Raw genomic sequence first — 12,638 nt, forward strand, 5'->3', positions numbered from 1 at the left:
TCATTCTGTTCTCTTTATGCAAAAAAGCCTTAAAGTGACTTATTCACAAAGAGGGTGAGAATCGCTGCGATTTAGAAGAAAGCACTAAGCTAAAGGGCTAAAGCTTGTTTGAGTATCTGTTAAATTTCATATTGCGACAAAAGACATTTGTCACTACAATTAAAGACAATCGTCTAAAGTAAGATGGGTTGAAAATGAAAAAAACTCAACAAAAAAGTACAAAACCAGATTTTCTCAATGTGGTAACAGCTGGTAAATTAACTGCTTACTCAAATCCTCTTGCGGAAATTACTACCGCGCAAATGGGCATAACTACAGCGGGTTTGCGTGCATTTGCTACTTTAATGCACTGGGATATGGGTGTTATAGCAAAAGCAATAGGGACAACCGAGCGTACTTTGCTTCGCAATAAAGAAAAGCCATTAAATAAGCAGATCAGTGAAAACACACTAGAAGTAGCCAGACTATCAAGTTTTGGTACGGCTTATTTTGGCAATGTCGATAACTGGAATCAATGGTTAAATACGCCCCATATGCAATTTGATAATCAGCCTCCGCGCGCGCTTATGAATTCTATTCGAGGTCGCGAATTGATTCGCCGTGTTATTAATGGATTGCAGTATGGGTTTACAGCGTAATGATAGTGTACCGGATAGGGCCAATGGAGTATAACAACCCGAGTAATTGTCTTTCAGGATTAGGTGGTATGGTTGCAGAGGGGCGGTGGCATTATGCAGGTGCTCCAATTGTGTATACCGCCTCTACAAGATCATTGGCTATGCTTGAACGCCTTGTAAATGACTCTCAAGAAATACTTAAAAAGGACTTAAGTGTCGTTATTATTCAAATTCCAGACACATTAAAAATACTACGCCTGGTTGAAGGTGAGCTACCTTGTGGTTGGAATGCATATCCTTATGCCGCGGATACACAATCTACTGGTAACGAGTTTTTAGTTAACAAAGAGTCTGCAGTACTTCAAGTCCCATCAAGCCTCTGCGCAGAGGAATATAACTTTATTATTAACCCTCAGCATGCCGATGCGAGTCAAATAAAATGCATCGATTGTTCTGATTTTGTATATCCAAATCGCCTTGCTAGTAAATTATAAGCTAGAAATTGACCAAAGATTATCTGACTTGTTTGCCGTTCATAAAAACAACAGGTATTTCTTTTGAACTGGAGTGAACTCTTTCTTAACTTGTGCCATGCCTGCCCTCTTTTTAACCACTGTTTGCATAGTGTTACTATTTTAATTACGTTTATTTTTTGTCTATTTTTGCGATTTAGAAGCTGTAAAACTCAGTGTATTAGTCTCACTTGTAATATATATCGATCTTAGGTACATTTAACTTATCTGTTATATGGAGAATATAAGATGAATATTGGTAATGGCTTAATGAATATGTTTTTTGGCTATAACACACGTGTAGGTGATGTTCAGGGATTGACTAAAGCTGTAGGTGAATGTGAGCAAATTGCAGCTAACGCTAAAACTCCTGAAGAGCGTGAACGTTATGCTAATGCTGCGAAGCAGATAAAAAACGAACTACTTCCTCAAATGAGGGAGGAAATGAACGACTACGCTAAGCAATTAGGCTTAGGCACAGGAGAAGTCGGAAAAACGATAACAAAAGAGCAATTAGAAGAAAAAGAAAATACGCAAAAACATACCCTTTTTGAATACCTTGAAGATGGAACGAGCAAAGATTTGTTTAGCTATAAAGCTGGGCAATTTATATCAAAAGATGTTTGATTCTTTAGAGAAGTATTATTCGAGTAATATTTCTTTCAAAAATTAATATTTATGAAATTAATATGTTAAAAAGAGCAGGCATTCGCCGATATACCTGCTAAATAGCAACGATTTTTAGCAATTTGCCTGCTCTTTGTACGCAAAGCCCGAGCAACAACAGCACATGCTAATTAATGCAGTTAATGGATTTGAGTTAGTAGCATGTACAACACCAAGTAATAGTGCGCTGTATTTATAAGCTATCCGTTACTAGCTGTCAGCGTTCAGCAGTCTGAGCCACCCTCATTTACTGTTCATTATGTTCTCTTTGTGTATAAAGATATTCACAAAGAGGTTAATAAATGCTGAGGTTGCACTAGGTCGTGCTTTAGTGCGTCAATTTTTATAACTAAAGACTATCGCCATAAATGACGACCTACAGGATCAATAATGACGCAGCGCTTTTAAAGTAAAAAATAGTGCCTAGTCGTGAACTTTCACTACCTAATATCTTTAACCTGAAACCTTTTCCCTTTTAACTCCCGCTTAAAATATGATCCATATCAACTTCTAACTCACTGCTATGTAACTTAGGAAAATAGCTTGATCTGGATCATATCAAGCCCTGTAAAGCCAGCCTATGATTACCCCATAGACATCAGGAGGCAATTATGGACGTATTCTTTAGAGATTTTTTTAGCGACCCAGTATTATTTTTATCATTTGGGTTTTTAGGCGTCGTTATTGGTTTATGCCTCTTCTTTGTGTATTTTTTCATGAAAAAAGTACACGATGCAGATATTAAAGAACAGCATTAAGCACGACGCACAAAGCGCCTTATCGGTTTACTGATTAGGCGCTTTTTATTCTTTTTGTTACACTAGCGCTTCGTTTATTGTAGAGTGCGTAGTACAAACATGACTTCACAGTTCAAACCCGCATGGTGGATGACCAACCGACACGTTCAAACCATAATGCCGCGTTTTTTCCGCCCATTTCATCATACTCGCTACGAACTTGCGCAACTCGATACGCCCGACGGCGACTTTATTGAGCTTGCTTGGTCACTCCCGCATAACGAAAATTTTCCCTTAGCAGTGGTACTTCATGGCCTTGAAGGCAACATAAATAGTTTTTATGCCAAAGGCATGATGAAGGCACTAAAAAGGCAAGGCTTTGCCGTGGTGTTAATGCATTTTAGAAACTGCTCAACCGAAGTAAACCGCCTTCCACGTGCCTATCACAGTGGTGATACTGCCGACTTAGCTTTTTTTATAAACCATTTAAAACAACAATTTCCAAATCGCCCGATTGTGGCAGTCGGTTTTTCGCTAGGGGGGAATGTGCTTGCTAAATATTTAGGTGAAGAGCACACTCACTGCCCGCTAAACGCCGCTGCGGTTATCTCTGCGCCTTATGACTTATCATCGTCCAGTGATGTCATTCGTAAAAGCCTAGGGAAAATTTATCAAAAATACTTACTCGATCGAATGAAAAAATCGATGCAACGCAAACTGCCACAAATAAGACAAAAAATTTCATTAACCACAGAACAATTAATGAAAATTGACGATTTATTGGAGTTTGATAATCAGCTTACTGCGCCATTACACGGTTTTAAAAATGCACACGATTATTACAAAAAAGCCAGTGCCATGCCGTACTTAAAAGATATTGCTACACCCACATTAATTATTCATGCTAAAGACGACCCTATGCTGTCGATTAAGGCGGTGCCACGTAGTCAAGATGTGAGCGAGCATGTTACGCTGCGTGTCTCAGATAAGGGCGGCCATGTTGGTTTTATTAGCGGCAGCAACCCGTTTAAGCCTGTGTATTGGTTAGAGCACGTGGTGCCTGATTATTTTAAGCAATGTGTTGTTAATAATAACGGCCTAAATTCGGATAAAAAGCGACTATGATTATTCCTTTTGAACAACTTGATAAAGACACACTGTATAACCTAATTGAAAGCTACGTTTTACGTGAAGGTACAGATTACGGCGAACAAGAGTTTAGTATGCAAAGTAAAGTAGCTCAGGTTAATCAGCAATTAAAAACCGGTGAGGCCATGGTGTTTTTCTCTGAGCTGCACGAGTCGGTCACCATAATATCTAAGAACGAATTTAAAGCACTGCAAAGTGAAGCGCAATTCAACGAGTAAACTTGTAACCAGCGTTACAAAAATACACAATGGCTTTTTAAACAAAAAGAGCCATTAGCAATGATAAAACTAAGCTCAGTAGTTGTTGCTATTTCACTAGCACTCAGCAGCCCAATCAATGCAAATACCATTATTCCCTCAGATAAAGCAATTAAGCTTGCCCACGATACCATTTTAATTGATACCCATATCGATGTGCCGTACCGTATTCACGACAAATGGGCCGATGTGACCAAAGCCACTGATGGCGGCGATTTTGATTATCCTCGCGCAGTAAAAGGCGGTTTAAACGCGCCGTTTATGTCGATTTATATACCTGCTCATTTAGAATTTGAAGGCAAAGGTAAAAGCTTTCAATTAGCGAATCAACTTATTGATGGCATGGAGGCAATTGCCTTTCGCGCACCGGATAAGTTTGCCATTGCCAGCTCTACAAACGATATCGAAACACAATTTAAGCAAGGTAAAATGTCACTTGCTATGGGCATGGAAAACGGCTCACCCATTGAAGGCGATATAAAAAACCTACAGCACTTTTTTGACCGTGGTGTACGCTATATCACCCTTGCCCATTCACAAAGCAACCATATTTCCGATTCGTCTTATGATATTCGCCGTAAATGGAAAGGCCTGAGCCCATTTGGTAAAGAGCTGGTAAAGGAAATGAATAATATTGGGATGCTGATTGACGTATCGCACATTTCGGATGATGCGTTTTATCAAGTGATTGAGTTATCTAAAACCCCCGTTATTGCGTCACACTCGTCGCTACGTAAATACACGCCGGGCTTTGAGCGTAATATGAATGATGACATGCTGTTAGCCCTTAAAAAGAATGGCGGAGTTATTCAAATTAACTTTGGTTCAAGCTTTGTTACGTCAAAGGCAGGAAGTTGGTACGATCAATTTAAAAGTAAAAAACAAACGATTACTGACGAAGGCAAAAAAGTCGCACAAGACTTTGATGCGATGTATCGTGCTAAAAACCCCTTCCCATTTGCAAGTTTAGAACAAGTACTTGATCACATTGATCACGTTGTTAAGCTAATTGGTATTGATTATGTGGGTATTGGCTCTGATTACGACGGTGTGGGTGACTCACTGCCTATCGGTTTAAAAGATGTATCTAGTTACCCTAACCTAGTACAAGGATTAATGGACAGAGGTTATACCGATAGCGATATTAAAAAGATTTTAAGTGGCAATACGCTAAGAGTGTGGAAACAAGCTGAAGCGTATGCGGCAAAACACTAAGCTGTAAAAGCTGTCAGTTGTCAGTTGTCAGTTGTCAGTTGTCAGTTGTCAGTTGTCAGTTGTCAAAGAGTTTAAATAATAGCACGGCTTAAAGTCGTGCTTTTTTATGTCTTAAATATAATTTAACACCAAGTTACTAAAAGCTGATAGCCAAAAACTAATCACTTTTCTTCAGGCATTAAAAAAGGCCACCTAAGTGACCTTTTTCCAACAATTAACTTAGACGTTAATTATTACTCTACGATAGTTGCTACAACACCAGCACCTACAGTACGGCCACCTTCACGGATAGCGAAACGAAGACCTTCATCCATCGCGATTGGCGCGATTAGCGTGACTGTCATCTTAACGTTATCACCAGGCATTACCATTTCTACGCCTTCTGGTAACTGTACGTCACCTGTTACGTCAGTTGTACGGAAGTAGAACTGTGGACGGTAACCTTTGAAGAATGGCGTGTGACGACCACCTTCATCTTTCGAAAGTACGTATACTTCTGAAGTGAATGTAGTGTGTGGCTTGATTGAACCAGGCTTAGCAAGTACTTGACCACGTTCAACATCTTCACGCTTAGTACCACGTAATAGTGCACCAATGTTCTCACCAGCACGACCTTCGTCAAGTAGCTTACGGAACATCTCAACACCAGTACACGTAGACTTAGTTGTGTCACGAATACCTACGATTTCAACTTCGTCGTTCACGTTGATGATACCCGCTTCAACACGACCAGTTACCACTGTACCACGACCTTGGATTGAGAAAACGTCTTCGATAGGCATGATGAATGGCTTATCGATGTCACGCTCTGGCTCTGGAATGTAAGAATCAAGTGCGTTTGCAAGCTCAATGATTTTTGCTTCCCATTGCTCTTCGCCTTCAAGTGCTTTAAGTGCAGAACCTTGAATTAGTGGTAAGTCATCACCTGGGAAGTCGTATTCAGTAAGAAGTTCACGTACTTCCATTTCTACTAGCTCAAGTAGCTCTTCATCATCAACCATGTCACATTTGTTCATGAACACAACAATGTAAGGTACGCCAACTTGACGAGAAAGTAGAATGTGCTCACGTGTTTGTGGCATAGGGCCGTCAGTTGCAGCTACTACTAAGATAGCGCCGTCCATTTGAGCAGCACCGGTGATCATGTTTTTAACATAATCGGCGTGCCCAGGACAATCTACGTGTGCGTAGTGACGAGTAGGCGTATCGTATTCAACGTGTGATGTTGAAATTGTGATACCACGCTCGCGCTCTTCTGGAGCGTTATCGATTGATGCGAAATCTTTAGCAACACCGCCGTATACTTTTGCAAGTACGTTAGTGATTGCTGCTGTTAGTGTCGTTTTACCGTGGTCAACGTGGCCAATTGTACCTACGTTTACGTGCGGTTTTACGCGTTCAAACTTTGCTTTTGCCATGACGGAACCTATCAGTTTTGTGTATCTAGATTACATATGAAAATAATCCACCATAGGTAGATTAAGTTAATTTTTTCAAATTTCAAATAGTTTTTCTGACAGATAAAGGAAGTGTTTAAGGCGATTCGCATGACTGGTGCTGATAGGCAGATTTGAACTGCCGACCTCACCCTTACCAAGGGTGCGCTCTACCAACTGAGCTATATCAGCATCATCATAATTGGAGCGGGCAGCGGGAATCGAACCCGCATCATCAGCTTGGAAGGCTGAGGTAATAGCCATTATACGATGCCCGCTTTAAGGAACCTGTTCTTAAACTACCTCTAACCGTCTAGAATAAAGTGGTGGAGGGAGCTGGATTCGAACCAGCGAAGGCTGAGCCGTCAGATTTACAGTCTGATCCCTTTGGCCGCTCGGGAACCCCTCCACGATAATTCTTTACTAAGCACTTTCGGTAAAAGGAAAGTGGTGCCGACTAACCGAGTCGAACGGTTGACCTACTGATTACAAGTCAGTTGCTCTACCAGCTGAGCTAAGTCGGCACTGCTTTAGTACGGGGCGAGATTCTAGAGTAAGGTTTATTGGGATGCAACCAAAAAATTAAAAAAAATGTAATTTAATGCTTTAAACGCTCACAATTCATGCAAAAAGCCATTTTTTATGGCTTTTAATTTTTTTTAGCTAACTCGTACCAGTAATTTAAGCCTTTCATTACGAGCATTGAGTCGAAAATACTCTGTGAAAAATACGTTTGTAAAAGCCCGCCATAACCACCAGCAAAAAGTAACACATAATTTTGTGTATTTAAGTGCTGCTTTGCTTGCTCAATTGCGCCAATAGTTGCCACTAAGGCACCGTTTTTTAATCCGTTAGGGGTATTTTTTCCAAGCTCATTAGTAAATGGCGTGTCTGCATCATCAAACACTCGCTGAGTATTTTGAGTGAGTGAGGAGGTCATTAAATCAAGCCCGGGTAATATCCAGCCTCCCAAGTGCTGCCCTTGACTATTAAGCACATCTATCGTGGTGGCAGTACCCGCATCAACAACGATTGCAGCCGTATTAGGATAAAGTGTATAGCCACCAATTAGCGCAAGCCATCTATCTATGCCTAAATTACCCACTTGTTGATATGCGCAGTGTAACGAACCGAGTACGCGACTTACCTCAGCCTCAAAACACGCGATATTATGCGTTTTTGCTTGTGCTAATAACTGGTTAAGTAATTCACTACGACCAACACAGGCATAAACAACAACCGTTATTTGCGGCCATGGAATATTATTGATATTGCATGGCTGTATTTGCGCGCTTTGCCACAATACTGCTTTGAGTGAAGTATTACCTACATCAATTAACAATCTCATGTGTGTGCCTTTCTAAGTGATATTTCACCGCCATAATAACTTTTTACTTCTCCGTCTTGGCGAATACGTATACCGCCATGCGCATCAATCCCTTCACAAATGCCACGCCAACTTCGGTGCCCAGTACTCAGTTCTACCTGTTCACCTGCAAACGCATTTAAAGTATTCCATTGTTGATGCATAGTGTGTAAACCATCATCCCTGTATTGCGCTAAGCGTTGCTCTAAGCAGTAAGTTAATGAGGCCACCAGCTGATTTTTATTTAACTGCTGGGTATGCTGACTTAAATCGGTCCATGCTTGGTCAATGTGCTGACTTGCACTTTGTGGCATATTTAAATTAATACCAATGCCAATCACTAACTGACAAGGCCCTTGTGGTTGCCCGTCTAGTTCAACTAATACACCAGCGAGCTTTTGTTGGTTTATGACTATGTCGTTCGGCCACTTTAACTCTACATCAATACCGAAAAGTGCTTTTATCGCATCATAAACGGCTAAGCCAACGGCAATCGATACACCCATAGCCGCTTGTAACCCGTCATCTAAGCGCCAAAAGTAGCTGTAATATAAATTGGCACCAAAGGGAGATTGCCATACTCGGCCTCGACGCCCGCGCCCTGCCTGCTGCATTTCAGCCACAATTACCGTACCCGACTGCAGCGCTGTTTTGGCCTGAATGCGGCGCATTAGCTCGCTGTTGGTTGAATCAATGATTGGCTGTACTTCAATGTTTGCACTATTAGCGCCTAACTCAGCATAGTGCTGCTGTATACTCTGTTGGTTAAGTAAACCAACGTGGCTGTTTAAGCTATAGCCTTTACCCGTTACTTTAAACACATCTAATCCCATGGCCTGTAAGCTTTGAATATGCTTACCCACAGCAGCGCGACTTATTCCTAACTCATCCCCTATTGCTTGCCCAGAGATAAAGCCCCCCTTGTTTAATGCATTTAAAATGGCCAATTTATTGCCATCTGGTGCTTTCATACTGGTTGCTCCAAAGAGATACGGCACTCATTGTGCTGATCAATTAACCGCACTTCATGCTCTAAACTTATGTTATAACGCGCTAAAATAATTTTTTGAATATGGTTAATCATGCTAATTAAATCATCCCCTTTACTGTGGCCATGGTTAACCAGTACCAGCGCTTGTTGCTTATGCACCTCGATACCGGCAATACGATGCCCTTTAAGCCCCGCTTGTTCTATTAACCACCCTGCAGCCACTTTATGATGACCAGTTCCGTGTGGGTAATGAGGTAATTCAGGAAACTGCACAAGTAACGGCGCTAGTTCAGCATCAGTAATAATCGGATTTTTGAAAAAACTGCCCGCATTAGCGAGTTTATAAGGGTTTGGAAGTTTGCTATTACGCGTATGTATAACCTGCTCACACACTTGCTGTGGACTTGGGCTTTGTAGTTGCTGTAGCGGCCCATAACTAAGTACAGGCTGCCATTTTTTAGGCAACTTAAAATGCACTTGGGTGATCACCGCTTTATTTTTTAGTGCGTGTTTAAATACCGACTCGCGATAAGCAAAATCGCACTGCGAATTAGTTAAACAGTGAACACTGCTACTATTAATATCAAAATAATCAACTGTTTCTATAAATTGCGCTATTTCTACGCCATAGGCACCAATATTTTGTACTGGTGCAGCACCTACAGTACCGGGTATAAGGGCTAGGTTTTCAAACCCTGCAATACCCTGTTTAAGCAAGTAAGTTACTAATTGATGCCAATTTTCACCTGCAGCTACACTGACTAAAAAGTAATGTTCGCGCTCGGTAATATTAATCCCTTTGGTTGCCATTTTGATAACCGTACCAACATAGTCACTTAAAAAAATAGTATTACTGCCCTCGCCCAGCAAACAAAAAGGGAGGTTAAAGCATTGAGTTTTAAGCTGCGCTGAGTCGGTAATTTCAATAAAGTTTTGGCATTGGCTACTTAATGCAAATGTATGTAGGGGTTGTAATGAGTACGCCACAAGGGTCCTAAAGCTACCAGTAATTAATCGCTCTAGTTTAACCCAACATCGCAAATTGCGCATCAGCTTGTAAAAATTGTTCAACCCACTGTGGCAATCATGTTATAAAACCGGTACTTTTTTATTTGTACTTAAGGTAATTATGAAAATCAAACCTCTTTTTTTAAGTCTCGCTATGGCTGGTATGTGCTCGCAAGTAATGGCAAACGCTATTGATCAAAATTCCTACGCCAATCTTGATGATGTTATTACCACGCATTTAAACCTTGATTTAGACATCGACTTTGCCGACAAGCAGTTAGAGGGTTTTGTTGAACATACGCTACAGTGGCAAAATGCCAAAAGCAAAAAGCTCGTACTTGATACCCGCGACCTTGATATTGATAAAGTGATGTATCAAACAGCAAATGGTAATTGGCATAAAGCCAGCTTTAACCTTGCTAACCGCGATGATGTTAAAGGCTCAAAACTAACCATCACCTTTAAAAGCCAAGCACAAAAAGTGCGTATTTACTATAACAGCCGCCCAGAAGCCTCAGGCTTACAATGGTTAACGCCAGAGCAAACAGCCAGTAAAACGCACCCGTTTATGTACAGCCAATCGCAAGCAATTCATGCCCGCAGCTGGATCCCAGTGCAAGATACCCCAGCAATGCGGGTAACTTATTCTGCGCGTATTCATACCCCTGAAGATATTCGCGCCGTAATGAGTGCCGATAATAAAGATGCTCTTTATAAAGATGGTGATTATCACTTCACTATGCCACAAGCAATTTCACCTTATTTAATTGCCATTGGTGCGGGCAACTTAGAGTTTAAAGCCATGTCTAAGCAAACCGGTATTTTTGCTGAGCCAACAATTTTAGATGCCTCCGTTGCCGAATTTAACGACACCCAAGCGATGATCGATAAAACCAATGCCATGTACGGTGAATATGCCTGGGGTCGTTACGATTTATTGATGCTACCGCCCAGCTTTCCATTTGGTGGCATGGAAAACCCGCGTTTATCATTTATTACCCCAACGGTGGTTGCCGGTGATAAAAGCCTAGTAAACCTGATTGCGCATGAGCTTGCTCATTCTTGGTCTGGTAACTTAGTGACTAACGCCACATGGGAAGATTTATGGTTAAACGAAGGGTTTACCTCTTACGTTGAAAACCGCATTATGGAAGAAGTGTTTGGTCGTGACCGCGCCGTTATGGAGCAAGCGCTTGATGCGGCAGGCCTGCGTGCACAACTTAAAACCATTGATGCACCCGACACACGCCTTAATTTAAAACTCAATGGCCGTGACCCAGATGATGCGTTTAGCTCAGTACCTTATACAAAAGGTCAGCTATTTTTAATCTACCTAGAAAACAAATATGGCCGTGAAAAATTTGATGACTTTGTTAAAACTTACTTTAATGAGTTTGCGTTTAAATCACTAACCACGGCGCAATTTGTTACTTATATTAAAGCTAACTTAATTGAAAAATACCCCGGTGTAGTGAGCATGGATAAAGTAAACGAGTGGATTTTTGAGCCTGGTTTACCAAGTGATGCACCAAACCCAACCTCTGACGCGTTCAATAAAGTAGATACTGCAACAGCAAGCTGGTTAAAAGGCGATACAACCGCCGCACAACTGCCAACGGCAAATTGGACAGTGCATGAGTGGCTACACTTTTTAAACAACTTACCACGCGATTTAAGCATTGAGAAAATGACTGAATTAGACGGCGAGTTTAACTTAACCCAATCAACAAACGCAGAACGCGCATTTGCATGGTACATGCTAGCGGTAGGAAACGGTTACCAACCTATTTACCCTGCGCTTGATACACATTTATCGGGTATTGGCCGCCGCAAGCTTATAGTGCCTTTATACAAATCACTTATTACTAACGGTAAAAAAGACTGGGCGCAAAGCGTGTACTTAAAAGCACGCCCGGGTTATCACCCACTTGCACAAGGCACCATTGACGCGTTATTTGAATAAATAATAACCTTACCAATAAAAGACAAAGGGCCAATTTGGCCCTTTTTCTATTTTGTTACTTTATTTAAAAACGTTTGTCGCTCGGTAGGTGTTGCTTGTTGCCACCAAAAATCGAGCATCGCCGCTGCACTTACCGCCCCGCTATTATTAACTGCGGTCATTGAACGACTTGGCGTTTGCGGGCTAGCAGTACTTTTAGCTATTTGTTGATCAAACTGCGCATTGTTTATTTGTCGCTCAGTAATAATATTTAACGGCTTAGCCAAAGTACTGTCTTTTGCTTTTAAGCTCACTTGTGGTGCCCCTGCAAATACTTTGGCTGCCACGGCGTTTTCAGCACGATTAAATACTAAGGTGTACTCTTTACTTGCTTCAATGGTTACATTCACCCAAAAAGGGGCTGATTCAATCACTTCATGATCGTCATAACCTAAATCATATAAATCTGTGTATTTGAGTTTTAGCTGATAAGTACCCGGTGCTAATTCAACATTATCAACACGACTAAAGAGCGAACTTTCAATGATTCTCTCATCCACTTGTAAAGGAATAAGCTCCTCAGGAAAATGAATGTTTTCTCCAAAACTCGGTGTACTTATAAAAAGCGCAGCGATGCTGCCTAATAATAATGATTTACGCATAATTACTCCTTTCGTTGATTTCAGTTTGACACTGCCAGCAAAATTTGTCATTAGTGACACATATATTAATAAAACAAATT

Annotated in this window: 12 protein-coding genes and 4 tRNA genes; 7 read left to right on the forward strand and 9 right to left on the reverse strand. The window is 41.1% G+C overall.

The features are described 5' to 3' along the window. Positions 1-194 precede the first annotated feature (194 nt). From AC6H44_RS14655 to AC6H44_RS14680, 6 genes are all read left to right on the forward strand, one after another. Positions 195-638 (forward strand): Xre family toxin-antitoxin system antitoxin, encoded by a 444-nt coding sequence (locus AC6H44_RS14655; RefSeq protein WP_500736386.1) that lies wholly within the window; start codon positions 195-197, stop codon positions 636-638. Beyond that, complete coding sequence (locus AC6H44_RS14660) at positions 638-1,111, forward strand: RES family NAD+ phosphorylase (protein WP_500736388.1); 474 nt, start codon at positions 638-640, stop codon at positions 1,109-1,111. Before AC6H44_RS14655 ends, AC6H44_RS14660 begins: the two co-directional genes overlap by 1 nt. A gap of 267 nt (positions 1,112-1,378) precedes the next feature. After that, positions 1,379-1,756, forward strand: a complete 378-nt coding sequence (locus AC6H44_RS14665) for a hypothetical protein (RefSeq protein ID WP_500736390.1) — start codon at positions 1,379-1,381, stop codon at positions 1,754-1,756. A gap of 896 nt (positions 1,757-2,652) precedes the next feature. Then, entirely contained in the window at positions 2,653-3,657 is a 1,005-nt protein-coding gene (locus AC6H44_RS14670; protein ID WP_500736392.1) for a hydrolase, read from the forward strand. Continuing rightward, the gene (locus AC6H44_RS14675; RefSeq protein WP_500736394.1) at positions 3,654-3,899 is read left to right on the forward strand and encodes a YheU family protein; all 246 of its coding nucleotides are present in this window, start codon (positions 3,654-3,656) and stop codon (positions 3,897-3,899) included. The genes AC6H44_RS14670 and AC6H44_RS14675 overlap by 4 nt, the downstream gene beginning before the upstream one ends. Before the next feature lie 60 nt (positions 3,900-3,959). After that, positions 3,960-5,153, forward strand: coding sequence for a dipeptidase (locus AC6H44_RS14680; RefSeq protein WP_500736396.1), 1,194 nt, complete (start codon positions 3,960-3,962; stop codon positions 5,151-5,153). A gap of 233 nt (positions 5,154-5,386) precedes the next feature. On the opposite strand, the gene tuf is transcribed toward AC6H44_RS14680, so the two are convergent. The 8 genes from tuf to murB all read right to left on the reverse strand — a co-directional run bounded on the left by tuf (position 5,387) and on the right by murB (position 9,933). After that, positions 5,387-6,571, reverse strand: coding sequence for an elongation factor Tu (tuf, locus tag AC6H44_RS14685; protein ID WP_500736398.1), 1,185 nt, complete (start codon positions 6,569-6,571; stop codon positions 5,387-5,389). Positions 6,572-6,705: 134 nt separating this feature from the next. After that, positions 6,706-6,781, reverse strand: a tRNA-Thr gene (locus tag AC6H44_RS14690). An 11-nt stretch (positions 6,782-6,792) separates the two neighbouring features. Then, positions 6,793-6,867: transfer RNA gene (locus AC6H44_RS14695), tRNA-Gly, on the reverse strand. Positions 6,868-6,913: 46 nt separating this feature from the next. Next, positions 6,914-6,998, reverse strand: a tRNA-Tyr gene (locus tag AC6H44_RS14700). Positions 6,999-7,037: 39 nt separating this feature from the next. Next, a tRNA-Thr gene (locus AC6H44_RS14705) sits at positions 7,038-7,113 on the reverse strand. A 125-nt stretch (positions 7,114-7,238) separates the two neighbouring features. Further along, positions 7,239-7,937, reverse strand: a complete 699-nt coding sequence (locus AC6H44_RS14710; protein WP_500736400.1) for a type III pantothenate kinase — start codon at positions 7,935-7,937, stop codon at positions 7,239-7,241. Then, complete coding sequence (birA, locus tag AC6H44_RS14715; RefSeq protein WP_500736402.1) at positions 7,934-8,926, reverse strand: bifunctional biotin--[acetyl-CoA-carboxylase] ligase/biotin operon repressor BirA; 993 nt, start codon at positions 8,924-8,926, stop codon at positions 7,934-7,936. The genes AC6H44_RS14710 and birA overlap by 4 nt, the downstream gene beginning before the upstream one ends. After that, positions 8,923-9,933, reverse strand: a complete 1,011-nt coding sequence (gene murB, locus AC6H44_RS14720) for a UDP-N-acetylmuramate dehydrogenase (protein ID WP_500736404.1) — start codon at positions 9,931-9,933, stop codon at positions 8,923-8,925. Before murB ends, birA begins: the two co-directional genes overlap by 4 nt. A gap of 142 nt (positions 9,934-10,075) precedes the next feature. Between murB and AC6H44_RS14725 the strand changes: the two genes are divergently transcribed. Then, positions 10,076-11,917 carry a M1 family metallopeptidase gene (locus AC6H44_RS14725; RefSeq protein ID WP_500736406.1) on the forward strand — a complete coding sequence of 614 codons (1,842 nt, stop codon included), beginning with the start codon at positions 10,076-10,078 and terminating at the stop codon, positions 11,915-11,917. Between the two features lie 47 nt (positions 11,918-11,964). Here the strand turns inward: AC6H44_RS14725 and AC6H44_RS14730 are convergent, their stop codons facing one another. Further along, positions 11,965-12,558 carry a DUF2057 domain-containing protein gene (locus AC6H44_RS14730; RefSeq protein WP_500736408.1) on the reverse strand — a complete coding sequence of 198 codons (594 nt, stop codon included), beginning with the start codon at positions 12,556-12,558 and terminating at the stop codon, positions 11,965-11,967. Positions 12,559-12,638 lie beyond the last annotated feature (80 nt).

The organism is Pseudoalteromonas sp. TAP-3C, from assembly GCF_059888565.1.

Bases quoted from the DNA above. Each gene is read 5' to 3' on its own strand.
- AC6H44_RS14655 (WP_500736386.1), top strand. From the start codon at position 195: ATGAAAAAAACTCAACAAAAAAGTACAAAACCAGATTTTCTCAATGTG.
- AC6H44_RS14660 (WP_500736388.1), top strand. From the start codon at position 638: ATGATAGTGTACCGGATAGGGCCAATGGAGTATAACAACCCGAGTAAT.
- AC6H44_RS14665 (WP_500736390.1), top strand. From the start codon at position 1,379: ATGAATATTGGTAATGGCTTAATGAATATGTTTTTTGGCTATAACACA.
- AC6H44_RS14670 (WP_500736392.1), top strand. From the start codon at position 2,653: ATGACTTCACAGTTCAAACCCGCATGGTGGATGACCAACCGACACGTT.
- AC6H44_RS14675 (WP_500736394.1), top strand. From the start codon at position 3,654: ATGATTATTCCTTTTGAACAACTTGATAAAGACACACTGTATAACCTA.
- AC6H44_RS14680 (WP_500736396.1), top strand. From the start codon at position 3,960: ATGATAAAACTAAGCTCAGTAGTTGTTGCTATTTCACTAGCACTCAGC.
- tuf (WP_500736398.1), bottom strand. From the start codon at position 6,571: ATGGCAAAAGCAAAGTTTGAACGCGTAAAACCGCACGTAAACGTAGGT.
- AC6H44_RS14710 (WP_500736400.1), bottom strand. From the start codon at position 7,937: ATGAGATTGTTAATTGATGTAGGTAATACTTCACTCAAAGCAGTATTG.
- birA (WP_500736402.1), bottom strand. From the start codon at position 8,926: ATGAAAGCACCAGATGGCAATAAATTGGCCATTTTAAATGCATTAAAC.
- AC6H44_RS14725 (WP_500736406.1), top strand. From the start codon at position 10,076: ATGAAAATCAAACCTCTTTTTTTAAGTCTCGCTATGGCTGGTATGTGC.
- AC6H44_RS14730 (WP_500736408.1), bottom strand. From the start codon at position 12,558: ATGCGTAAATCATTATTATTAGGCAGCATCGCTGCGCTTTTTATAAGT.